Here is a 21,768-nt window from a genome sequence, read left to right on the forward strand (position 1 = left end):
GCCGCCATGCTTATAGAGACGTTAAATGCTGAAGTCTTATGGGCTCGCTGCCTACCTCGAATGCTCTGCAGAACCCAGCGCAAGACGTAGCATCCATGATTCGTCTGCCCATACATCGGGTAGGTATCCAGTCACTCGGTTTTTTCAGCAAATATAAGCAGTGCTATAGTGACACTTATCGATGATAAGAACGCTTATAGAAGATCTTAAAATGCTGGTTTTCCCCTTGATGTGTGCCGACCGCCTGACAAAAATCGGGCTTCTGATCAAAACCAGACGGCTAGAACGCCGAGTCCGTCAGAAGGATCTTGCAGCTCAATCCGGCCTATCCATCACCACGCTGAGCAAAATCGAAGCAGGTACGCCTACCGTGGAAATGCGCAGCTATATGACCGCACTGTGGCATCTCGGCCTGCTTGAGGATGTCTTCAAAGAAATCCCAGAGACCTCCCCCGCGCCCTACACCACCGAGCATCGAGTGCGGCTCAAGCGTATCTCAGAGGATGATTTCTAATGCCTTTACTGTACATCTATATCCAGCAACCCGGATCGCTTGAGGTCACCACGCTCGGGCGCCTTACCGTGGAGAAGGGTGTGGGTGAATTCGTCTACAGCCCTCTCTATTACAAGGCAGGGGGCTGGGTGCCTGATCCACTGCACTACCCTCTGCGCGCGGAGCCCTACACCAACATCACCAAGAACGGCGGTCTTCCTGGCTTCATCAGGGATGCAGCACCGGATGGTTGGGGCGAGCGGCTGGTCATCCGCGAGCACGGCGGCGAGCTGGACGCAATCAGTTACCTGCAGAAGTCGCCCAACCATGATCGCGCCGGCAGCCTGATGGTGGGTAGCAGCAAAGTGCCACCTGAAGGTATCGGCCAGGCAGGTCTGGGCACACTCACTCAACTGGATGCGTTCATCCAGTTTGCAGACGGAGTCCAGGGCGGCTTCCCACCTGGCACGGATAGAGCGACCAAGGCTACGTTGCAGCAACGCTCCTCGCTCGGTGGTGCGCGCCCCAAATGTACCTTGGTCGAGGCAGACAGACTTATCCTGGCCAAACCTCGAGATCGCCACGACAACTACGACATCCCTTCGCTTGAGTATGCGTGCATGGTATTCGCCGCCAGCAAAGGCTTGAATGTTGCCAACGTTCGCTTGCACAAAGGGCGGGTCAACACATTGCTGGTCGACCGTTTTGACAGAGCGCCGGCAGCTAACGGCCAATACGCACGCGTTCCGATGCTAAGCGGCTTGACCTTGCTTGACAGCAACTGGCTCGGGCAGGGGGATTGGAAGAAATGGCATTACGGGGTGCTGGTAGACGAAATGAACCGCCGTGGCGTGCCGGAAGCGGACCGCCAGGAGCTGTACAAGCGGATCTGTTTCAACATTCTTGTCGGTAACGATGATGACCATCCAAAGAATGTCGCCGTGCTGTTTACGAACGGCTGCTGGCGACTGTCGCCGATGTATGACGTAGTGCCGACTACCGAGGGAGCCCCGCCTTCACGGCTGGCAATGGCTATCGGGAGTTATGGGCATGAAATTTCACGACGAAACCTGTTGAGCCAAGTTGAACACTATGGGCTCTCCCAGGCGCAGGCCATTGAGGTAATTGATGAAGTGGCAAGCTGGGCACCGGATCTCGAGGAGCATTATCGTAGCAGCCTCGAAGTGCCGGAGCGGGACCTTGCCATAATGGCCATGGGTGCAGGCAACCTGCTTGAATGACCTGCAGGCACAGTATTCGATTGTGGACCGGGGGGGGAAACTGGATAAGGGAGAGGCCTCGCCCACGCCGACAAGGGGCAGAAGTGTGCCCGACATGGAACAAGCCAGTCACGTGGTCGAGGGCGAGGCCGTAGATAAGTATAGGGCCGGTTGGCGGAGACGCCAAACCCTCTCGAAGCGCTTCAATTCAGGCTTAGCTTAATCAGGAGCCGCCAAGCGGCTCCGATACCTAGCGTCAGGCAGTGACGGCGTTGTCCGCCTGCGCTTGCGGTGCGTCTAGCAGGTTGTGCAAGGTATTGAGGAACAGATCAAAGCTCATGATCCCGTTACCGACGGTCGACAGCAGTGTTTGACCGCTCTCGTCCTTGATAACGACCAACTCGGTCCACTGATTGAGATCGACATTGCCCAGGCTGTTCAACGAGACCTTGCGGCCATCGATGTCGAGCGCGTCGCGGGTGAGGGTCAGGGCCTTGGTGGTGACGTTAAAGAAGTCGCCACTGATCCGCTTGCCCCATACCTGTTTGGTGTCGAGATAGTTGAACTGCACCCCGCCACCATTTTGAAGCGTGGCGTATACCACTGGCAGCCGTTCGTTCAGATGCTGGTCGCGCACCTGTTCGATAAAGGCGAACAGGCCCTTGAGGTGCGGATTGACCCGGCGGAAAGGCTCGCTTGCGTTGCGCCGATAAGCCAGGTTGTTGGTGAGGCCTGCGAAGGCTGTCTGGCCAGAGGCGAACAGGTACAAGTCATTCATCTCGCTGAAAGGCACGTAGTCACGTTCGCTGCCGATGATCTGGCAGATGCCTTTTTCGTAGACCTCGTAACGCGCTTTGCGCAGCTTTGTCTGCCACAGGGCCAGGGCAAACATGCTCAGCCCGAGCACAGCCAGCAAGGCGACGGTGAAGTAGAAGATTTGCTTGGGTCCGTTGAATTGCAGGTCGCTGGCGACACTCAGGTAGCCGACGAAAGCGGCCAAGCCGAAGAAGATGCTGCCCAAGATGAGCATGCTGATGATCAGCGCCTTGCCGTAGCCATAGGTGCCCAGCAGGTTACCGGTGGCTATAGGTGGGGTTGATTGCATGATGGAGCCTCCTTGCGTGTGAAATGACATCATGTCGATGATGGCAGTAAGACATGTCCTGTTAGCAATGGTTCACGGGGAAGTGGGGTCCGCTCGGTACGCACGCTTGCAGAGGCGCTCAACAATCTTGCCGGGTCTTAAATCCAACATAACGCGTCTTAAACCCCCTGATCCGGTCCTAATACACAAAATTCCAGGGTTACCAGCCAATCAACGCCCTTCACACCGACTTTAGTCGTAGTATCTCTTTCAAGGCAGGGAGATGCCCGGGCTAGAGCTTCTGTTGATGAAAGGTGCCTCTCAGAAAGGTGCTAAACCAGGCGTTATTCGCCTTAGTAGGCGTTGACATTACCGCCTGCGCTTGCTAAAAAATCGCCACAGTTGTACGACAACACATAACAAAAACAACAATCAGTGGACACTCTCCCATGTCGACCCCCATCGCGCTACACCCCAGCCTCTCGCCGCCCCTCATTCCAGCATGCACGGCCACCTAGTGCCGTAACCCTGTTTCACCCTACCCGGCCTTCACCGGCCCGTACCCACCCGCCCCTGCCGCAGGCCGCTTGCGCGTGCCCGGTGGACGGGCTGCCACACCCTTTTGCGGAGCACAACAATAATGAAAATCTGCCAGACCCTTCCTTTTGCCCTGCTGGGCGCCGGCATGATCGGGAGCTTGCCGGGCACCAGCGTGGCCGCAGGCTTCATCGAGGATTCAAAAGCCACGCTTGGCCTGCGCAACTTCTATATCAACCGCAACTTCACCAACCCCAGCAACCCGCAGAGCAAGGCTGAGGAGTGGACGCAGAGCTTCATCCTCGATGCACGCTCAGGCTTCACCGAGGGGCCGATCGGTTTCGGCGTGGATGTGTTGGGAATGTGGTCGGTGAAGCTCGATGGCGGTGGCGGCACCTATGGCACCGCCCTGCTGCCGCGCCATGACGATGGGCAGCCGGCGGATGACTTCGGGCGCCTGGCGGTGGCGGGCAAGGCGCGGATTTCCAAGACTGAACTGAAGGTCGGCGAGTGGATGCCGGTGCTGCCGATCCTGCGTTCCGACGATGGCCGCTCGCTACCTCAGACCTTCCGCGGTGGGCAGGTCACCTCTAACGAAATCGCCGGGCTGACGCTGTACGGCGGGCAGTTCCGCGGCAACAGCCCGCGCAACGACGCCAGCATGGACGACATGAGCTACGGCGGCGCCCTTTCGGACCGTTTCAACTTCGTCGGTGGCGAATACAAGTTCAACCAGGACCGCACGCTGGTCGGGCTGTGGAACGCAGTGCTCAAGGACGTCTATGAGCAGCAGTACCTGCAACTGAGCCACAGCCAGCCGGTCGGCAGCTGGACCTTCGGCGCCAACCTCGGTTACTTCCACGGTGGCGAAGACGGCTCCGAAAAGGCCGGGCAACTGGACAACAAGACGTATTCGGGGATGTTCTCGGCCAAGTATGGCGGCAACACGTTCTGGGTGGGCCTGCAGAAGGTCGATGGCGATACCTGGATGCGGGTCAACGGCACGAGCGGCGGCACCTTGGCCAACGACAGCTACAACTCCAGTTTCGACAATGCCAACGAGCGCTCCTGGCAGGTGCGTCATGACTTCAACTTCGTCACCGTTGGGGTGCCGGGGCTGACGCTGATGAACCGCTACATCAGCGGGCAGGACGTGCATACCGGGGCGGTGACCGACGGCAAGGAGTGGGTGCGGGAAACAGAGCTGGCCTATGTGATCCAGAGCGGGGCGTTCAAGGATTTGAGCGTCAAATGGCGCAACTCGTCGATTCGGCGCGACTACAGCAACAACGAATTCGATGAGAACCGGTTGATCTTCAATTACCCGCTGTCGCTGTTGTAACCCGGGCTAACGCGTTTCCTGTGGCAACGGCCTTGTGTGGCAATTGCCTTGTGTAGGAGCGGCCTTGTGTCGCGAAAGGGCTGCGCAGCGGCCCCGGCAATGGGGCCGCCTGCGAAGTTTTTGGGGCCGCTGCGCGCCCCTTTCGCGACACAAGGCCGCTCCTACAGTTGACCACCAACCAGGCGAAAGCCGCACACGCCTCATTGACAACTGCCAACCCCACTGCCAATAATCAACACAGTCATACGACAACCTACAACAATTAACAAATAGAGCCGGCCATGACCACTACCCCCCTCAATCGCCTGCTGCTCACCGGAGCCGCAGGCGGCCTGGGCAAGGTCCTTCGCGAACGCCTGCAAGGCTACGCCGAGGTCCTGCGCCTTTCCGATATCAGCCCGATGGCACCTGCCGCGGGTGCGCATGAAGAGGTCGTGACCTGCGACCTGGCCGACAAGGCCGCCGTCCACGCACTGGTAGAAGGCGTAGACGCCATCCTCCATTTCGGCGGCGTATCCACCGAGCACTCCTTCGAGGACATCCTCGGCCCCAACATCTGCGGTGTGTTCCACGTTTACGAGGCGGCGCGCAAGCATGGGGTCAAGCGCATCATCTTCGCCAGCTCCAACCACACCATCGGTTTCTACCGCCAGGACGAGCGCATCGACGCTCACGCTCCACGCCGGCCCGACAGCTACTACGGGTTGTCCAAATGCTACGGCGAGGATATGGCCAGCTTTTACTTCGACCGCTATGGCATCGAGACCGTCAGCATCCGCATTGGCTCGTCCTTCCCCCAGCCACAGAACCCACGCATGTTGTGCACCTGGCTGAGCTACGACGACCTGGTCCAGCTCATCGAACGTGGGCTGAACACCCCCAACGTGGGCCACACCATTGTCTACGGTGCCTCCGACAACCGCACCGTATGGTGGGACAACCGCTATGCCGCGCACCTGGGCTACGAGCCTAAAGACACCTCCGAGGTGTTTCGCGAAGTGGTAGAGGCCCAGCCGGCACCTGCCGCCGATGACCCGAGCATGGTCTATCAGGGCGGCGCCTTCGCCGTAGCCGGACCGTTCAACTGACACCCAGTGCTCCAGGAGGCCCGGCCATGAACTGCGAACTGATCGTCGACGCCCGCAACGGCACCGGCGAAAGCCCCGTGTGGCACCCCACCGAACACGCCCTGTACTGGGTCGACATTCCCGCACGCCAGCTGCATCGCTGGCAGCCCGATGGTGCCCATCAGACCTGGCAAGGCGACGAGATGCTCGCCTGCATCGCGCGCACTGAGCGGGGCTGGATCGCCGGCATGGAAAGCGGCATCTTCCAGCTTGAAACCAGGGCCGATGGCAGCCTTGCCAGCCACTTGCTCAGCGCCGTCGACCATGCACAGAGCGGCATGCGTTTCAACGATGGGCGCTGTGATCGCCAGGGCCGCTTCTGGGCCGGCACCATGTTGATGGACATGCAGCAAGGCGCCACGGTCGGCGCGCTGTACCGGCATGACGGCGAGGGCCAGTTACACCTGCAGCAGGACGGCATGATCGTGCCCAATGGCCTGGCCTTCAGCCCCGACGGCACACGCATGTACCTGTCGGACTCGCACCCCGACGTGCAGAAGATCTGGGTGTTCGACTACGACATCGACAGTGGCATACCCCACAACAAGCGGCTGTTCGTCGACATGCGCGCCTTCCCCGGTCGCCCGGACGGCGCTGCCATCGACCAGGACGGCTGCTACTGGATCTGCGGCAACGATGCCGGTCAGATCCACCGGTTCACGCCGGATGGCCGCCTTGACCGCTCACTCAACGTGCCGGTGAAAAAGCCGGCGATGTGCGCCTTCGGCGGCGCCAACCTGGACACCCTGTTCGTCACCTCGATCCGCCCCGCAGGCATCGACCTCAGCGACCAGCCGCTGGCTGGTGGGGTATTTGCCTTCGAACTCGGCGTCAAAGGCGTGGAGGAACCTGCCTGCCGGGGCTGAACACCCGTACTGCCAACCACACTCGTACGCCCGAAACCGGATAATAAAAACCACGGAGTTTCATCATGACTTTCAAACGCAAGCTGCTTCTTGCTGCACTCCCGTTCGCCTTCAGCCTCTCCCTGCCAGCCCACGCGCTGGACATCAAGTTCGCCGAGATCCACCCGGCCGGCTACCCGACCGTGGTCGCCGAGCAGAACATGGGCAAGAAGATCGAAGCCGCCAGCAATGGCGAGATCACCTTCAAGATGTTCCCCGGCGGCGTCCTGGGCTCGGAAAAGGAAGTCATCGAGCAGGCGCAGATCGGTGCCGTGCAGATGACCCGCGTCAGCCTGGGGATCGTCGGCCCGGTGGTGCCGGACGTGAACGTGTTCAACATGCCGTTCGTGTTCCGCGACCATGACCACATGCGCAAGATCATCGACGGCGATATCGGCCAGGAGATCCTCGACAAGATCACCAATTCCGAATTCAACCTGGTGGCCCTGGCGTGGATGGACGGCGGCTCGCGCAGCATCTATACCAAGAAGCCGGTGCGCAGCCTGGAAGACCTCAAGGGCATGAAGATCCGCGTGCAGGGCAACCCGCTGTTCATCGACATGATGAACGCCATGGGCGGCAACGGCATCGCCATGGACACCGGCGAGATCTTCAGCGCCCTGCAGACCGGCGTGATCGATGGCGCCGAAAACAACCCGCCAACCCTGCTCGAGCACAACCACTACCAGAGCGCCAAGTACTTCACCCTCACTGGCCATCTGATCCTGCCGGAGCCGGTGGTGATGTCCAAGACCACCTGGAACAAGCTCACGCCTGAGCAGCAGGCGCTGGTGAAGAAGGTCGCGCGCGAAGCACAGATGGAAGAGCGCGCGCTGTGGGATGCCAAGACTGCCGCCAGCGAAGAGAAACTCAAGGCCGCGGGCGTGGAGTTCATCAGCGTCGACAAGAAACCGTTCTTCGAGGCTACCGCTTCAGTACGCGAGAAGTACGGTGCGCCGTACGCAGACCTGATGAAGCGTATCGACGCCGTCCAGTAATACCGGCCCCCTTCCAAGTTTGACCGCGGCAGTGCGGCGCCCGCCGCCCTGCCGCTTTGGTGATGCCTATGAAATCGCTTTTCCTGAGCGTGAACGACACGCTCTACCGCAGCTGCATCTGGGTCGCCGGCCTGTCGATCCTGGCCATGTCGCTGATCATTCCCTGGGGCATCTTTGCACGCTACGTGCTGGGTACCGGCTCCAGCTGGCCTGAGCCAGTGTCGATCCTGCTGATGGTGGTGTTCACCTTCGTCGGTGCCGCCGCCAGCTACCGGGCCGGCGCGCACATGGCGGTAGGGATGATCACCGACCGCCTGCCACCGCTGCAGCGCCAGCTGGTTGCACTGCTGGTGCAGGTGCTGATGATCCTGGTGTGCGTGTTCATGACCTACTACGGCATCAAGCTGTGCATCACCACGTGGAACCAGTGGCTGGCCTCTTTGCCTGGGGTACGGGTGGGCATGACCTACGCGCCGATCCCGGTCGGTGGTCTGCTGACCTTGATTTTTGTACTGGAAAAACTCCTGCTGGGCGATCAGAGCAACCGCAAGGTGGTTCGTTACGATCTGGCGGAAGAAAACGAAGGAGCTGCGTAAATGGATGCGTTCATTCTGTTGGGCAGTTTCATCGTGCTCATCCTGATCGGCATGCCGGTGGCCTTCGCCCTGGGCCTGTCGGCGCTGATCGGCGCCTGGTGGATCGACATCCCGCTGCAGGCGATGATGATTCAGATCGCCAGTGGGGTTAACAAGTTTTCACTGCTGGCCATTCCGTTCTTCGTGCTGGCTGGCGCAATCATGGCCGAAGGTGGCATGTCACGGCGGTTGGTGGCCTTCGCCGGAGTGCTGGTGGGCTTCGTACGGGGCGGTTTGTCGCTGGTCAATATCATGGCCTCGACCTTCTTCGGCGCCATTTCCGGCTCGTCGGTGGCTGACACCGCGTCTGTAGGCTCGGTACTGATCCCCGAGATGGAGCGCAAGGGCTACCCGCGCGAGTTCTCCACGGCAGTGACCGTCAGCGGCTCGGTGCAGGCACTGCTCACCCCGCCCAGCCACAACTCGGTGCTGTACTCGCTGGCGGCGGGCGGCACAGTGTCGATCGGCTCGCTGTTCATCGCGGGGATCATGCCCGGCTTGCTGCTGAGCGCGGTGATGATGGGCCTGTGCCTGATCTTCGCCAAGAAGCGCAACTACCCCAAAGGTGAAGTGATCCCGCTGCGCCAGGCACTGAAAATCGCCGGCGAAGCACTGTGGGGCCTGATGGCGATGGTCATCATCCTCGGCGGTATTCTCTCGGGCGTGTTCACCGCCACCGAATCAGCGGCCGTGGCAGTGGTCTGGTCGTTCTTCGTGACCATGTTCATCTACCGCGACTACAAGTGGCGCGACCTGCCCAAGCTGATGCACCGTACGGTGCGGACCATCTCGATCGTGATGATCCTGATCGGCTTTGCCGCAAGCTTCGGCTACGTGATGACGCTGATGCAGATCCCGTCGAAGATCACCACAGTGTTCCTGACCCTGTCGGACAACCGCTACGTGATCCTGATGTGCATCAACTTCATGCTGTTGCTGCTGGGCACGGTGATGGACATGGCGCCGCTGATCCTGATCCTGACGCCGATCCTGCTGCCCGTGATCACCGGCATCGGTGTGGACCCGGTGCACTTCGGCATGATCATGCTGGTGAACCTGGGCATCGGGTTGATCACACCACCGGTGGGTGCGGTGCTGTTCGTCGGTTCGGCCATCGGCAAGGTGAGCATCGAATCGACGGTGAAGGCGCTGCTGCCGTTCTACATTGCGCTGTTCCTGGTGCTCATCGCGGTCACCTATATCCCGGCCATCTCGCTGTGGCTGCCGAGCGTCGTGCTGTAACGGCGCTCATCCGGGGCCGCTGGGCGGCCCATCGCCGGCAAGCCGGCTCCCACTGGGACAACGCCGATCTGAAGGCCAATGCAAAACCCGGGGGAGCTGGCTTGCCAGCGATGGGCTGCGCAACAGCCTCCTGAACACACCTGCAAATGGATCATGCACATGGCTGTCGCTGCTTCTGTCTCCCTTTTCCCGCGCAAGCTGGCGGTCGCGCTACTGGCGCTGCTGGCCTGCTCGTTCGCCGGCAACCACATTGCCGCGCGCATCGCCTTCGATGACGACACCGGCGTGCTGTTGGCCATCCTCTGTCGTTCCGGCATCACCTTCCTGGTGCTGGCCAGCCTGGTGCTGTGGCAGCGCCAACCGCTGAGCCTGCCGGCTGGCACGCGGCACTGGCAACTGCTGTTGGGCCTGTTGATCGCTACCCAGAGCCTGTGCCTGTACTCGGCCGTGGCGCGCATTCCGGTTGCCTTGGCGCTGCTGGTAGGCAACACCTTTCCGATGCTGCTGGCGCTGCTCACCTGGGCGCTGGGCGGCGCTCGCCCGACCGGCCGCACCGTGCTGTTCATGGGGCTGATCCTGTGTGGCCTGGTGCTGGCGCTGGATGTACCTGGGCGCCTGGCCGATAACGGTGAGGCCAACCCGCACTGGCTACTGGGCGTGGGCCTTTCGTTCTGCGCCGCCTGCGTGTTCGCCTGCGCGTTGTGGATCACCGACCACAAACTGGCTGCCGTTCGCGGCCCGGTGCGCAGCTTGCTGACCCTGCTGATCGTGTTCGCCAGCATGCTGGTGGCGGGGGCCAGCGGGGTGATGCCCTCGGGGTTGTCGCTGCCGGCCAGCGCCAGCGGCTGGACGGCCTTGGCCAGCCTGGTGGTGCTGTATGGCGTGGCCTTCACCTTGCTGTTCGTCTGTGTGCCACGGCTGAACATGGCGCAGAACGCGCCAGTGATGAATATCGAGCCCATCGCCACGTTGCTGCTGGGCTGGGCGTTGCTGGATCAGCGCCTGGGCACCTGGCAATTGGTCGGCGCCGCCGTGGTGGTGTGCGGCATCGTGCTGCTGACCTACCGTCGGGCCAGCTGACCCGCTTTGTGAAAGGAGCCGCTGATGGCTGTCACCGAACTGCAGCTGCAAGACCGCCTGACCCGCCTGACCCTGGCGCCCGAGCTGGGCGCCAGCCTGATCAACTGGGAGGTGAAGGCGACCGGGCAGGCGCTGTTGCGCCATACCGATCAGGCAGCGCTGGCCAGCGGTACACCGCGCCAACTGGGGTGCTACCCGTTGGCGCCCTGGTCCAACCGTATTGCCGAGGGTGGTTTTGCAAGGCCCGAGGGTTGGCTGGCCTTGGCGCCCAACACCACACACGACCCGTATCCGATCCATGGCACCGCCTGGCAGCAGGCCTGGCAGGTGGCTCATCACAGTGAGCGAAATGCAAGGCTGACGCTCCAGAGCAGCGTGCCGTTCGCCTACCGGGCGGTACTGGATGTGCATTTGCATGAAGGCCGCCTGAGGCTTGACCTGCAGGTAACGCATCTGGATGAGCCCGCTACCTGGTATGGACTGGGGTTGCATCCTTACTTCCCGCGCTACCCTGACACCCGCCTGCAGGCAGCAGCGCAGCACGTGTGGCTGGCCGAAGAGGGGCGGTTGCCGTCGTACACGGCAGCGGTGCCTCAAGACTGGTGCTTCGATGCACCGGCCTGCCTGCCGGACACCGTGGTCGACCACGCGTTCGGCGGGTGGGCCGGGGACTGCGTGATCGAGCAACCCGGGGCCGGTTATCGACTGGTATGCAGCGCCAGCGGTGCCGAGCATTTCTTGCTGTTCTGCCCCCAGGACAAGCCGTTCTTCTGCTTTGAACCGGTCAGCCATCCAATCAATGCCCATCACCTGCCGGGGCAACCGGGTTTGCGCTTGTTGCGCCAGGGTGAAGAAATGAGCCTGGGGTTCAGCCTGGAGTACCAGGCGATCCAGACGGTTGTCAGCGAGCGACCGCAACCGGGCGAACCGAAGGCAGGATGACTTCAGTCCAGCCCTTGGGCCCGCAGCTCATGCGCCAGCAGGTCGACGAACATGCGCACCTTGGCCGAACCATGCTTGCTTTCGCGGTGCAGCACATGGATCGGCCATGGGGCTTCCTCATAGTCGGCCAGTAGCACCTGTAACTGCCCGCTGGCGATCTCGTCCACCACCTGATAGGACAGCAACCGAGCAATCCCCAGCCCGCCCACCGCCGCTGCGATCGCACCGTCGTTGCTGGTCACGGTGAGCCTGGGCTTGATGCGCACCAGGGTCGGTTCGTCCGTCACGCCGAAGCGCCAACCCGAACGCGGCGAGAGGTTGGTGGTGGCGATCACCGCATGCGCCGGCAAGTCCGAGGGGTGCTGCGGCACACCATGGCGCGCCAGGTATTCAGGCGAGGCGCAGAGCATGCGCCTGACCCTGCCTACGCGCAGGGCCTTGAGGCCGGAGTCGGGCAGCGGACCGATACGCACCGCAACGTCCATGCCCTCCTCGACCATGTTGACGATGCGGTCGAGGAAGTAGGCGGATACGTCCACCTCGGGGTACCGCTGCAGATAACGCACGATGCTCGGCATGACGAATTTCTTGCCGAACAGGATGGGCGCGGTGACGGCCAGTTCGCCTTTGGGCGTGGCGTTGATGCCGGCGGCGGCCTCGTTGGCCTCAGAGATGCTGGCGAGGATGTGGCGGGTGTCCTCCAGATAGCGGCCACCCGCCTGGGTCAGGCGCACGCTGCGCGTGGTACGTAGCAGCAGTTTGACGCCGAGCATGTCCTCAAGCGCGCTGACCGCGCGGGTTACTGCAGCGGGCGAGATGTCCAGACGGCGGGCGGCAGCAGCGAAGCTTTCCAGCTCGCCTACCGCGACGAACACCTTCATCAGGTGGATCTGGTCCATGCCGGCTCCTGAGTATCGTGGGTAGAGATTATCTGCTATCTGCAGGCAGCATCAAATATCCAGTACCAGCGCCTGCCCGCCCTCCTGCGCTTTGCCCGGCACCGCGCAGCAGATCAGCACTGTCCCCGCTTCCGGCATCTGGGCAGGCGGGTTCGGGTAATGCACCTGCCCGCTCACCACCTTGGTCTTGCAGGTGCCGCACGAACCGCCCCGGCAGCTGAAGTCCGGCGACAACCCACGGGCTTCGGCAAGTTCGAGCAAGGTACCACCGCCCGGTGCCCAGCGCGCCTCCTTGGCCGAGCTGGCAAAGTACACCGGCACTGGCTCGCTGGCAGCCGGTGGCTGCTGCAGCGTCGGCTGGTTGTCATCGGTATGACGCCTGAGCGTCGACGGGCCGAAGGCTTCTGCATGAATGCGCTTGTCCGGCACGTGTATGGCGCGTAACCCTTCATACAGGTCCTGGGTAAAGCTGGCGGGCCCACACAGGTAGAAGTCATAGTCATCCAGCGCCAGCTTCGCTTTCACCTGCTCGATCGCCAGGCGCCCGGCATGTTCATAGTCGCGTCCTGGTACTGCGTCGTCCTCCGGCTGGCTTAGGGAGCGATGCACACTCAATAGGCCACCTGCCTGCTCGGACAACGCGGCCAGTTCCTGCTGAAATGGCAAGTCAGCGAGGCGGCGGGCGCCGTGGAACAGGTGAATTCGCCGCGTCTGCTGCCGGGCCAACTGCTCGCGCAACATGGCGATCAGCGGGGTAATACCTACGCCTGCACCAATCAGCACGATGGGCCTTGTACTGTCGCCGTCCAGGGTAAAACTGCCCATGGGCAGCCGCACGTCGAGCAGGTCGCCCACGCCGACCTGTTCGTGCAAATACCGCGAAGCCGCACCCTGGGCCTTGACGCTGATGCGCAGGTGGCCGTCCGATGGCGCGCAGGACAGGCTGTAGGTGCGAATCAACGGCGTGTCGCCACCCAGCGGGAGCCGCACAGGAATGTGCTGGCCTGGAGCAAAGGTTACCGGCACATCGGCCGCCAGGTAGAACGAGCGGATGTCCTGGCTCTCCTGCACCACCCGCTCAACACGCCAGGCCAGCCATTGGCGCTGCCGCTCGCGCTGCTGCCGGCGCTGCTCGACCTCGGCCCAGGTCCCGGTCATCAGGCTGGTCGGTGCGTATTCCTCAAAGGCCCAGCGTAGCGACACGCCAGCCCGGCGCAGCACGATGTGTTCGACCTGAAGCGTCCATAGCCGCTCGGCGCCGGCGAAGTCTTTGATCAGCGGGCTGTCGAGAAAAATCTCGGTACGCCCCGTCACTTGCAGCACGTTGCCGTTGCTGAAATCGACGAACAACAACCCTGCCTGCGGATTTTCCAACAGGTTGCCGAGGGTATTGAAGTGCAAGTTGCCGGCATAGTCGGGGATGGTCAGGCGGTTGCCGTCGACCTTGACGAACCCGGCCCGGCCGCCGCGGTGCGAGACATCCACAGCGCGATGGCCGTCTTGGTGGTCAATGTAGCTGGCGACAAAGAAGGTGTCTGCCTGCTCGATCATCGTCACTGCGTGGGTATCCAGTACGCTGGAGTCCAGCCTGCCCTGCGGCGGCTCATCGACACGCGTGTATGCGCGCAGCTGAATGTACTGGGGACAATTGCCGAAGGCATGCTCCACCATCACCGCCAGCGGGCCACCGCTCCCTTGCTGGATAAGCCCGTTGATGCGGTTGCGCCGGCGGCTGTGCAACTCGATGCCGAGCAGGCCTACAGCACCGCCTGCGCCCAGGCCTGGCGTTGCCGGGTCGTCGCTGGCGAGGTGGGTGTCGATCAGCAATTGCCGTGGGTCGGGCGAGCTGACGAAGCCTTCGGGGCCTTCAAGCAGCGTCGCCCACGGTTTGCCCTGGGCGTCCACGGCGCCTGCGACCAGGAACGGCAGTTGCCGGTAGAACTCGCGGTGCTGGTCGGGCATGTAGTCACGGATGACCTTCTGCCCGAACACCTCCATGCGCTGCGCCACACCGGCCTGCTCCTGCAGCCGTTTTTCGCCAACGTGCCAGGGCGAGGGTCGAGGGTCAGGGGTTTGTTGCATGGCGGCGTTCCTCGGTTGGATTGCGGCTCAGGCGTTGGCTTGCAGGCCTACGGCGGTACGTGGCATGGCGACGAAGCCTGGCAGCGCTTCGATGCGTGCCAGCCAGGCGCGTACGTTGGGGTACGGCTCCAGCGAGACGTTGCCCTCGGGGGCATGGGCGATGTAGGAGTAGTTGGCCACATCAGCGATGGTCGGCTGGTCGCCCACCAGGAATGGCGACTCGGCCAGTTCGCGGTCCATCACCTTGAGCAAGGCGTGGGCGCGACCGATGACTTCGTCGGTGTTGAATGAGGCGCCAAACACGGTAACCAGACGGGCAGCGGCCGGGCCGAAGGCGAGCGGCCCTGCGGCGGTGGACAACCAGCGTTGCACACGGGCGGCGGTGACCGGGTCATGGGGCAGCCAATGGCCGGCTTTGTCGTACGTGCTGGCCAGGTAGACGAGGATGGCGTTGGAGTCGGCAATGACAGTACCGTTGTCATCGATCACCGGCACCTGGCCGAGGGGGTTGAGGGCGAGGAATTCCGGCTGCTTGTGCGCGCCCTTGGCCAGGTCCACGAACACCAGTTCGGTGGGCAGGTCCAGCAGCGACAACATCAGCTCGATACGATGGGCATGGCCGGACTTGGGGAAGTTGTAGAGTTTGATCATGGTCTGGGCTCCAGGGTCGGCACCGGCGTGGTGCTGGTGGAGCACATGCTGCGCTGAATCGCTGAGTTGCAGAATCAGTGCTGGGGGAAGATCATAATTTCGCGATGCGAAATAATCGCTGGGTACCCAAGGCCCGTGGGCGGGGCAGACCCAAAAGGGCCCCGCCCCATCGGGTCAGTGGCGCTGCTGCTTCTGATACCGATACAAGCCCTTCGCCGCTGCGACCACATGTGGCACGCAGGCCTGCAGCTCATCGAAACTCATGGTATCGAGCAGCTCGAAGTTATCCTCCAGCCCGTGCAGCGAAATTGCCTTGAGCAATTGATCCTGCTCGGGCGGAAGGTCGCCCCATTGTGCAATCTGGGTAGCGCGCATGTAGCCAAAGCACCACTCTTCCATGATGATCGCCGGCCCTTCCTCGCTTTCACTTTCTTCGAACACCGGCTCGAAGCCGTCGACGTTCTGCGCAAGCTGTTCCGCCACCTGGTGGGCATAGCGCAGCATCAGTGCCGTATAGGCTTCTTCATGGGCAGGCTTCTTGAACTTCGGCACCTTGCCACCGGCGACCGCAGGCAACCACTGCTCAGGGTTGACCCGCGACGGTGAGCTGGCCAGGCCGGTGAAAAAGCCGTTGAGCTCGGCAAGGTTGAGTACCGAATAGTCGTTGCCGTAGGTGATCAGCAGGTCTTCGAGGCGGTGGAGTTCTTTTTCGCTGAGGGGGGGGAGCATGGTTGCACATCCTGAAAAGCAAAAGTGTGTGCACCCTATCACAGCGACGGGTCAAGGGCTGCCCACAGCCACAGAGCTGCGGGCAGTTACCCTATTGGGGTAGCCAGGTGCACAGCGACGACTGTTGCCCCGTGCCGAGTAGCAGCCACAACAATATTCGACACTTGCGCGGGCAGAGTTGTCCGGCCATGTGTACGCCTTTGGACTGCAAGTCGATCTCGGCCCCCGCAAAACCATAGGTGGCCCGAGCGGTGGTACCACTTCCGGTGCGGGTAGCGACAATCACCGGCAGGTTCGCCGCCAGCTCAGCCAACACATCGGACCAGACGCTGGAAACGTGCCCGGCACCAAACCCGGATATGACCAGCCCCTCGAAGCCAAAGGCCGCAACAGCCTGCAGCAAGGTTGTATCTGCATCCAGGCAAGCTTCCAGCAGCGCAACCCGATGCCCGACGCGTTCGGGGAGCGGTAGCACCCTGCGCGGGCAAGGCGGTTGACGATAAACCGCCAAGCCTTCTACGAGTTCACCAACGGGGCCACTGCCAGGCGACTCGAACGCGGCCATCGACAGGCTGGCAGTCTTGCGTACCCGTGTTGCGCAGTGGATCTGGTCGTTGATCACTACCAGCGCACCTCTTCCCCTGCTAGCGTGAGCCAGAGCTACCTGCGTCGCCGCCAGCAGATTGGCCGGCCCATCGCTCCCCGGCTGGCTGGGCGGGCGCATTGCACCGGTAAGCACCAGCGGTGCGTCGAAAGGCCAGAGCAGGTTGAAGAAGTACGCCGTCTCCTCCAGCGTATCAGTCCCCTGAGTGAGTATCACTGCCTGCGAGCCACCTTCAATTTCAGCGCGAGCCCAGGCCAGCACATCCAGAAGCATCACGAAACTCAGTGAGGCACTAGGGACCAGGCACAGCGTGGCCACTTCAAGGTGCGCCATCTCGCGCAAGTGGGGTAACGAGGCCAATTGCCTCTCACAGTCGAGACTTGGCGTCACCCCCCGCCCTGATGCATCAGCCTGCATGCTGGCTGTTCCTCCCAGGCTGGCAATCGACAAGCGAGGCAAATTTTCAACTTCCGTCATACGCCAACTCCCGTAACAAGCCCGACCAGCGGCACGATACCTAATGTACTGATGGCCATGGATAGAACGTTACCGATATAGCCATGCATATGGCTCGGTAACCGTTGGCTGATGGCCACAGCCAACGGCGGTGCGATCAGCGCGCCCAATACTGCGCTGAGCATGACCACCTGCCAGCTACCGCCATGGGTCAGCACTGCGGCAGGAACAACCGACACAATGGGAATGTAGGTGGGATACCAGCCACGTGCTTGCCACTGGCGACGCCAGATCACTACACCAACCAGTGAAGACAACCCCTGCCCGGCCACCAGCTGAACAACCAGTTGCGAGCCATAGGCGGGTGCAGCGGGCGCTAGCATGTAGGCGGCCAGCACACCCAGCAAGAGCCCCAGACTGGCCAGTTCATTTCCGAAAAATGGCCCTTCGCTGAAATCGGCCAAAACTCGCCTGAGTGACCAGACCACGCCATAGTCCGGGTTTGGCGCAACAGCCTGCAACGTCTCGGGCCTGCGGCCGCGCTCGACCAGCGATGGAAAGCGCCTGCACAGCATGAAAGCCATCACGCTTGCTACAGCCATCCCGCTGACATTGCCGATCACGGCAGGCAACTGCAGGGGGTAGCACAGGTAATTGACCAGCAACAGGCTGGCTGGTGCTACCAGCAGTGCGCCCAACACCGCACCGGTGATCGTCACCTGCCAGCCGCCACCAAACAGCAGAACCATGGCAGCAGGCAGCGAGACGAAGGCGACGAATGTGGGTTGCCAGGCGCCACTGGCCAAGGTCCAGCCCCACAAGGCATGACTGAGCAGCAAGCCAAGCAGCGAGCTGATGAAAACCCAGGGCCACAAGCCACTGCCATAACAGATGGCGAAGCCCTGGCAACGGTAGCCACGGATATAGGCCCAATGCGCCAGGCAAGCGCCGAGCAGCAAGCCGAGGGCGGGTAGTTCATGCTTGTAAAAAGTGACTTCGCTGATGTCTGCGACTATCCAGCGCAGGCGGCTCAGTGGCTGATCAAGTGTCGCGGTCAACTGTGCATAATCCGGCCATTGACCAAGCACCAGGCTGGCAGCCAGCAATACTGTCAGGCTGGCCAGCATCAATGCTGGGATCAATTGCTGAGGCGAAATGAGTTTAACCTTCATTTCCGTCTCCTCAGCGTGGCATCGGTGCATGCATGCGATAGCCGAGCGTGGCGTCGTAAAGATCTGTACGCCGGTCTCGCGGCAAGTCGTTGAGGCTGTTCCAGATTGGCGCCGAACGGGCTGCGCTGAGATCGACATCGGCATAGAGGATGGTTTCGTGATCTGCACTGGCCGTTTCACCGATGGGCCATCCGTTGGTCCCGGCGATCAGCGAACAACCCAGAAAACGGCCTCCCCGCTCGCTACCGATTCGGTTGGCGGCGGCGATATAGACATTGTTGACGTGTGCTGCCGTCATGGTGAGGTATGAAGCCATGCAACGTCCGGCAGCATCGAACAGCGGTGGTGGCGTCCATACCCAGTTGTTCAGGCTGCAGAGGATGTCGGCACCTTGCGCCGCCATCAGGCGTGGGACCTCGGGAAACCAGATATCCCAACAGATCAACAAACCTATACGCCCGATGGGCGTTTCGAAGACTGGGAAGCCCAGGTCGCCGGGGGTGAACCACAGCTTTTCCTGATTCCACAGGTGGGCCTTGCGGTAATGCCCAAGCATCCCCTCAGGCCCGAACAGCACTGCACTGTCATAGAGTTTCAGACCATCGCGTTCCGCGAAGCCTGCGGCCAGATAAACCTGTTGTTCCTGCGCAAAGTCCGCCCACGCCTGGAGGCTGGGCCCGTCCTGTAACGTCTGGGCATGAGCATAGGCTTCGGCACGCGACTGAAAGGTATAACCGGTGTTTGCCAGTTCAGGCAGCACAATCAGGTTGGCACCTTCGCGAGCAGCTCGCCGGGCCAGGGCCAACCCGTGTTTCAGGTTGCCATCGCGATTGTCTAGCCCAACCTGAGGGTCGTACTGAATGACGGCGATTTTTACCGGGCTTATGGGGAGGCATAGTTCGGACATGGCGGCTTCCTTTTTTGGTTGTTGTGGAAGAGCGCCAGTAAAACGGGGTCAGGCTGGGGAGCGACAGTCAGCGCACTCCCACAGACCTGTGGGAAAAGCGAAGACCTCCGGTAAGACTTATCTACCTGATAGCCACGAATTCCATTACCTACAGAATCTGATAATGCGGGTAGTGATCAAAGGTGAAATCGATCATCCAAACAAAAGGTCTGGTGGTTTCGGGAAGCGCAGCCCAAGGTTGCGAGGTTGAAGGAGGCTCAATGGCCAGGTTGGCGGGGTGGTTGTATGACGATCCAATCGTCATGTTCTCGTGTTCTCCATGGGGCTTGAGAACCAGAGTGGTGAATCGTGAGATCTGAGCGGTGGTGAATATATGCGCGCCAACGAGCGCAGGCCCTGCTCTGTAGAGCCTGATCGCCGGCAAACCGCCCCACTTGCCAATCACTGGCCAAAGAGACCAGTGATATTCCCGTGGGAGCCGGCTTGCCGGCGATCGGGCCTTAAGGCTTACACCGCCAGCGCGCGCTCACGCAGCTCGCTGTTGAGGATGCGGTCGTTCTCGCTGTAGTCGACCGGGCAGTCGATCACGTGCACGCCCGGGGTCTTGATGCAGTGCTCGAGCAGCGGCAGCAAACCTTCGGCGCTTTCCACGCGGTGGCCATTGGCACCGTAGGCTTCGGCGTACTTGACGAAGTCCGGGTTGCCGTAGTCCAGGCCGAAATCGGTGAAGCCCATGTTGGCCTGCTTCCAGCGGATCATGCCGTAGCCATCGTCACGCAGGATCACCACGGTAACGTGCATGCCCAGACGGACTGCGGTTTCCAGCTCCTGGCTGTTCATCATGAAACCACCATCGCCACACACCGAGATCACCGGGCGGTCCGGGTACACCAGGTGCGCTGCCATGGCCGACGGCAGGCCGGCGCCCATGGTCGCCAGGGCGTTATCGAGCAGTACGGTGTTGGGCTTGTGGGCCTTGTAGTTGCGCGCGAACCAGATCTTGTAGATGCCGTTGTCCAGGGCGACGATACCTTCGGACGGCAGTACACGACGGATGTCGGCAACCAGGCGCTGAGGATAGACCGGGAAGCGGTCATCGTCGCCGCCTTCGGCGATCTGGGCTTCGTTGGCTTCACGAATCGCCATGAGACGGGTGAAGTCCCAGTGCGAGGTGTCGCCCAGGCCTTCAGCGATCTGCCAGACGGCGTTGGCGATGTCGCCGATCACTTCTACCTGCGGGAAGTACACGGCGTCGACTTCGGCGGAACGGAAGTTGATATGGATGACTTCGGTGCCGCCACGGACCATGAAGAACGGCGGCTTCTCGATCACATCGTGGCCGATGTTAACGATCAGGTCAGCCGCTTCGATCGCACGGTGCACGAAATCACCGGACGACAACGCAGCGTTACCCAGGAAGCGCGGGCTGCGCTCGTCAACCACACCCTTGCCCAGCTGGGTGGTGACGAACGGGATACCGGTCTTATCGACCAGCTGCTTGAGGACCTTGGCGGTCATCTTGCGGTTGGCGCCGGCACCGATCACCAGGATAGGGCTGCGTGCGGTGCGCAGTTTCTCGATGGCAGCCTCGATGGCCACGTGCTCGGCCAGCGGACGGCGGTGCAGGCTGCGCGGGATCGGCATGGCATCGGTCTGCTCGGCGGCGATGTCTTCCGGCAGCTCCAGGTGCACGGCGCCCGGTTTTTCTTCTTCGGCCAGGCGGAACGCTTCACGCATGCGCGAAGGGATGTTGTCGGCCGAGGCGAACTGGTGGGTGTACTTGGTGATGGGGTCCATCATGCCGCACACATCGATGATCTGGAAGCGGCCCTGCTTGGACTTCTTGATCGGCTTCTGGCCGGTAATCATCATCATCGGCATGCCGCCCAGGTAGGCGTACGCACTGGCGGTTACCAGGTTGGTCGCCCCAGGGCCCAGGGTCGACAGGCTGACGCCGGTCTTGCCGGTCAGGCGGCCATAGGTGGCTGCCATGAAGCCCGCAGACTGCTCGTGGCGGGTCAGTACCAGCTTGATCTTCGACTTGCGCAGGGATTCCAGCAGGTCGAGGTTTTCCTCACCAGGAATGCCGAACACATACTCGACACCTTCGTTTTCCAGGCATTGCACAACGACATCGGCGGCCTTGGCCATCTTGCTTGTAACCTCAGTTGTATAGGACGGTGAAGGTCCAGAAATGCGCAGCACGGCACGCTGGCATCGCTATGTTCGGGCGCGAGGATGCCCCGAACCTAAGCCTTGACGCAGCTTGGGCAGGGCAAAGTCACGTAAACGAACAGGAATAATTGTCGCACCCTTCGGCGCGTTTGCGCAGGTGCGAGAGGGACAAAACATCTTTGCCTGGAGAAAGGTGTGCGAATATCGGAAAGACAAAACCCCTACCTGCTTGCGCAGATAGGGGTTTTGCGAAATGAATCTTGACGATGACCTACTCTCACATGGGGAAACCCCACACTACCATCGGCGATGCATCGTTTCACTACTGAGTTCGGGATGGGATCAGGTGGTTCCAATGCTCTATGGTCGTCAAGAAATTCTGTAGCCAGAATGTCCAGATGGACAGCCCAGCGAATTCGGATATGCGATAGTTGTGATGTTGCGAACTTTCGGTTCTTTCGTCTTCACCACCACAATCTGCAGAAGCA

At 61.4% G+C, this 21,768-nt stretch carries 19 protein-coding genes and 1 rRNA gene; 10 read left to right on the plus strand and 10 right to left on the minus strand.

The window, feature by feature from the left end:
• The first annotated feature begins 211 nt into the window (after positions 1 to 211).
• Both NGJ21_RS06475 and NGJ21_RS06480 read left to right on the plus strand, forming a co-directional pair.
• Positions 212 to 514, plus strand: a complete 303-nt coding sequence (locus NGJ21_RS06475) for a helix-turn-helix domain-containing protein (RefSeq protein WP_119688388.1) — start codon at positions 212 to 214, stop codon at positions 512 to 514.
• Positions 514 to 1,734 (plus strand): type II toxin-antitoxin system HipA family toxin, encoded by a 1,221-nt coding sequence (locus NGJ21_RS06480; RefSeq protein WP_119688387.1) that lies wholly within the window; start codon positions 514 to 516, stop codon positions 1,732 to 1,734. The genes NGJ21_RS06475 and NGJ21_RS06480 overlap by 1 nt, the downstream gene beginning before the upstream one ends.
• A gap of 235 nt (positions 1,735 to 1,969) precedes the next feature.
• Here NGJ21_RS06480 and NGJ21_RS06485 read toward each other — a convergent pair whose 3' ends face one another.
• The gene (locus NGJ21_RS06485; protein WP_119688386.1) at positions 1,970 to 2,818 is read right to left on the minus strand and encodes a cation diffusion facilitator family transporter; all 849 of its coding nucleotides are present in this window, start codon (positions 2,816 to 2,818) and stop codon (positions 1,970 to 1,972) included.
• 619 nt (positions 2,819 to 3,437) lie between these two features.
• Here NGJ21_RS06485 and NGJ21_RS06490 point away from each other — a divergent pair.
• The 8 genes from NGJ21_RS06490 (at position 3,438) to NGJ21_RS06525 (ending at position 11,605) form a co-directional block, all read left to right on the plus strand.
• On the plus strand, positions 3,438 to 4,676 hold the full coding sequence (locus tag NGJ21_RS06490; RefSeq protein WP_174142608.1) for an OprD family porin: 1,239 nt from the start codon (positions 3,438 to 3,440) through the stop codon (positions 4,674 to 4,676).
• A 281-nt stretch (positions 4,677 to 4,957) separates the two neighbouring features.
• Positions 4,958 to 5,764, plus strand: a complete 807-nt coding sequence (locus tag NGJ21_RS06495; protein WP_125925141.1) for an NAD-dependent epimerase/dehydratase family protein — start codon at positions 4,958 to 4,960, stop codon at positions 5,762 to 5,764.
• Positions 5,765 to 5,790: 26 nt separating this feature from the next.
• Complete coding sequence (locus tag NGJ21_RS06500; RefSeq protein WP_204919933.1) at positions 5,791 to 6,669, plus strand: glucurono-1,5-lactonase; 879 nt, start codon at positions 5,791 to 5,793, stop codon at positions 6,667 to 6,669.
• Positions 6,670 to 6,734: 65 nt separating this feature from the next.
• A complete protein-coding gene (locus tag NGJ21_RS06505) occupies positions 6,735 to 7,706 on the plus strand; it encodes a TRAP transporter substrate-binding protein (RefSeq protein WP_012313102.1) in 972 nt (323 codons plus the stop codon).
• Between the two features lie 68 nt (positions 7,707 to 7,774).
• Complete coding sequence (locus NGJ21_RS06510; protein ID WP_251961959.1) at positions 7,775 to 8,302, plus strand: TRAP transporter small permease; 528 nt, start codon at positions 7,775 to 7,777, stop codon at positions 8,300 to 8,302.
• Positions 8,303 to 9,583 (plus strand): TRAP transporter large permease, encoded by a 1,281-nt coding sequence (locus NGJ21_RS06515; RefSeq protein WP_046787478.1) that lies wholly within the window; start codon positions 8,303 to 8,305, stop codon positions 9,581 to 9,583.
• Between the two features lie 159 nt (positions 9,584 to 9,742).
• Positions 9,743 to 10,663 carry an EamA family transporter gene (locus tag NGJ21_RS06520; protein WP_115273008.1) on the plus strand — a complete coding sequence of 307 codons (921 nt, stop codon included), beginning with the start codon at positions 9,743 to 9,745 and terminating at the stop codon, positions 10,661 to 10,663.
• 24 nt (positions 10,664 to 10,687) lie between these two features.
• Positions 10,688 to 11,605, plus strand: coding sequence for an aldose 1-epimerase (locus tag NGJ21_RS06525; RefSeq protein ID WP_119688383.1), 918 nt, complete (start codon positions 10,688 to 10,690; stop codon positions 11,603 to 11,605).
• A 2-nt stretch (positions 11,606 to 11,607) separates the two neighbouring features.
• On the opposite strand, the gene NGJ21_RS06530 is transcribed toward NGJ21_RS06525, so the two are convergent.
• From NGJ21_RS06530 to rrf, 9 genes are all read right to left on the minus strand, one after another.
• Positions 11,608 to 12,504, minus strand: a complete 897-nt coding sequence (locus tag NGJ21_RS06530) for a LysR family transcriptional regulator (RefSeq protein WP_251961960.1) — start codon at positions 12,502 to 12,504, stop codon at positions 11,608 to 11,610.
• A gap of 51 nt (positions 12,505 to 12,555) precedes the next feature.
• The gene (locus NGJ21_RS06535) at positions 12,556 to 14,586 is read right to left on the minus strand and encodes a pyridoxamine 5'-phosphate oxidase family protein (RefSeq protein WP_251961961.1); all 2,031 of its coding nucleotides are present in this window, start codon (positions 14,584 to 14,586) and stop codon (positions 12,556 to 12,558) included.
• Positions 14,587 to 14,613: 27 nt separating this feature from the next.
• Positions 14,614 to 15,237, minus strand: a complete 624-nt coding sequence (locus NGJ21_RS06540; RefSeq protein ID WP_161872278.1) for a glutathione S-transferase family protein — start codon at positions 15,235 to 15,237, stop codon at positions 14,614 to 14,616.
• A 174-nt stretch (positions 15,238 to 15,411) separates the two neighbouring features.
• Entirely contained in the window at positions 15,412 to 15,966 is a 555-nt protein-coding gene (locus tag NGJ21_RS06545; protein WP_119688380.1) for a UPF0149 family protein, read from the minus strand.
• A gap of 91 nt (positions 15,967 to 16,057) precedes the next feature.
• On the minus strand, positions 16,058 to 17,047 hold the full coding sequence (locus tag NGJ21_RS06550; RefSeq protein ID WP_174142613.1) for an asparaginase: 990 nt from the start codon (positions 17,045 to 17,047) through the stop codon (positions 16,058 to 16,060).
• Positions 17,044 to 18,198, minus strand: coding sequence for a hypothetical protein (locus tag NGJ21_RS06555; protein WP_174142614.1), 1,155 nt, complete (start codon positions 18,196 to 18,198; stop codon positions 17,044 to 17,046). Before NGJ21_RS06555 ends, NGJ21_RS06550 begins: the two co-directional genes overlap by 4 nt.
• Before the next feature lie 10 nt (positions 18,199 to 18,208).
• Positions 18,209 to 19,105 (minus strand): nitrilase family protein, encoded by an 897-nt coding sequence (locus NGJ21_RS06560; RefSeq protein WP_251961962.1) that lies wholly within the window; start codon positions 19,103 to 19,105, stop codon positions 18,209 to 18,211.
• 507 nt (positions 19,106 to 19,612) lie between these two features.
• A complete protein-coding gene (locus tag NGJ21_RS06565) occupies positions 19,613 to 21,256 on the minus strand; it encodes an acetolactate synthase large subunit (RefSeq protein WP_039604766.1) in 1,644 nt (547 codons plus the stop codon).
• A 282-nt stretch (positions 21,257 to 21,538) separates the two neighbouring features.
• Positions 21,539 to 21,654: ribosomal RNA gene (gene rrf, locus NGJ21_RS06570) — 5S ribosomal RNA — on the minus strand.
• Positions 21,655 to 21,768 lie beyond the last annotated feature (114 nt).

It is taken from the genome of Pseudomonas sp. Marseille-Q5299 (assembly GCF_943737035.1).
Taxonomy (GTDB): domain Bacteria; phylum Pseudomonadota; class Gammaproteobacteria; order Pseudomonadales; family Pseudomonadaceae; genus Aquipseudomonas; species Aquipseudomonas putida_E.

What these genes read in the sequence shown, in the direction of transcription:
- NGJ21_RS06485 (WP_119688386.1), bottom strand. Translation starts at nt 2,818, where the DNA reads ATGCAATCAACCCCACCTATAGCCACCGGTAACCTGCTGGGCACCTAT.
- NGJ21_RS06495 (WP_125925141.1), top strand. Translation starts at nt 4,958, where the DNA reads ATGACCACTACCCCCCTCAATCGCCTGCTGCTCACCGGAGCCGCAGGC.
- NGJ21_RS06525 (WP_119688383.1), top strand. Translation starts at nt 10,688, where the DNA reads ATGGCTGTCACCGAACTGCAGCTGCAAGACCGCCTGACCCGCCTGACC.
- NGJ21_RS06540 (WP_161872278.1), bottom strand. Translation starts at nt 15,237, where the DNA reads ATGATCAAACTCTACAACTTCCCCAAGTCCGGCCATGCCCATCGTATC.
- NGJ21_RS06535 (WP_251961961.1), bottom strand. Translation starts at nt 14,586, where the DNA reads ATGCAACAAACCCCTGACCCTCGACCCTCGCCCTGGCACGTTGGCGAA.
- NGJ21_RS06550 (WP_174142613.1), bottom strand. Translation starts at nt 17,047, where the DNA reads ATGACGGAAGTTGAAAATTTGCCTCGCTTGTCGATTGCCAGCCTGGGA.
- NGJ21_RS06565 (WP_039604766.1), bottom strand. Translation starts at nt 21,256, where the DNA reads ATGGCCAAGGCCGCCGATGTCGTTGTGCAATGCCTGGAAAACGAAGGT.
- NGJ21_RS06560 (WP_251961962.1), bottom strand. Translation starts at nt 19,105, where the DNA reads ATGTCCGAACTATGCCTCCCCATAAGCCCGGTAAAAATCGCCGTCATT.
- NGJ21_RS06500 (WP_204919933.1), top strand. Translation starts at nt 5,791, where the DNA reads ATGAACTGCGAACTGATCGTCGACGCCCGCAACGGCACCGGCGAAAGC.
- NGJ21_RS06475 (WP_119688388.1), top strand. Translation starts at nt 212, where the DNA reads ATGCTGGTTTTCCCCTTGATGTGTGCCGACCGCCTGACAAAAATCGGG.
- NGJ21_RS06530 (WP_251961960.1), bottom strand. Translation starts at nt 12,504, where the DNA reads ATGGACCAGATCCACCTGATGAAGGTGTTCGTCGCGGTAGGCGAGCTG.
- NGJ21_RS06555 (WP_174142614.1), bottom strand. Translation starts at nt 18,198, where the DNA reads ATGAAGGTTAAACTCATTTCGCCTCAGCAATTGATCCCAGCATTGATG.
- NGJ21_RS06510 (WP_251961959.1), top strand. Translation starts at nt 7,775, where the DNA reads ATGAAATCGCTTTTCCTGAGCGTGAACGACACGCTCTACCGCAGCTGC.
- NGJ21_RS06545 (WP_119688380.1), bottom strand. Translation starts at nt 15,966, where the DNA reads ATGCTCCCCCCCCTCAGCGAAAAAGAACTCCACCGCCTCGAAGACCTG.
- NGJ21_RS06490 (WP_174142608.1), top strand. Translation starts at nt 3,438, where the DNA reads ATGAAAATCTGCCAGACCCTTCCTTTTGCCCTGCTGGGCGCCGGCATG.
- NGJ21_RS06505 (WP_012313102.1), top strand. Translation starts at nt 6,735, where the DNA reads ATGACTTTCAAACGCAAGCTGCTTCTTGCTGCACTCCCGTTCGCCTTC.
- NGJ21_RS06515 (WP_046787478.1), top strand. Translation starts at nt 8,303, where the DNA reads ATGGATGCGTTCATTCTGTTGGGCAGTTTCATCGTGCTCATCCTGATC.
- NGJ21_RS06480 (WP_119688387.1), top strand. Translation starts at nt 514, where the DNA reads ATGCCTTTACTGTACATCTATATCCAGCAACCCGGATCGCTTGAGGTC.
- NGJ21_RS06520 (WP_115273008.1), top strand. Translation starts at nt 9,743, where the DNA reads ATGGCTGTCGCTGCTTCTGTCTCCCTTTTCCCGCGCAAGCTGGCGGTC.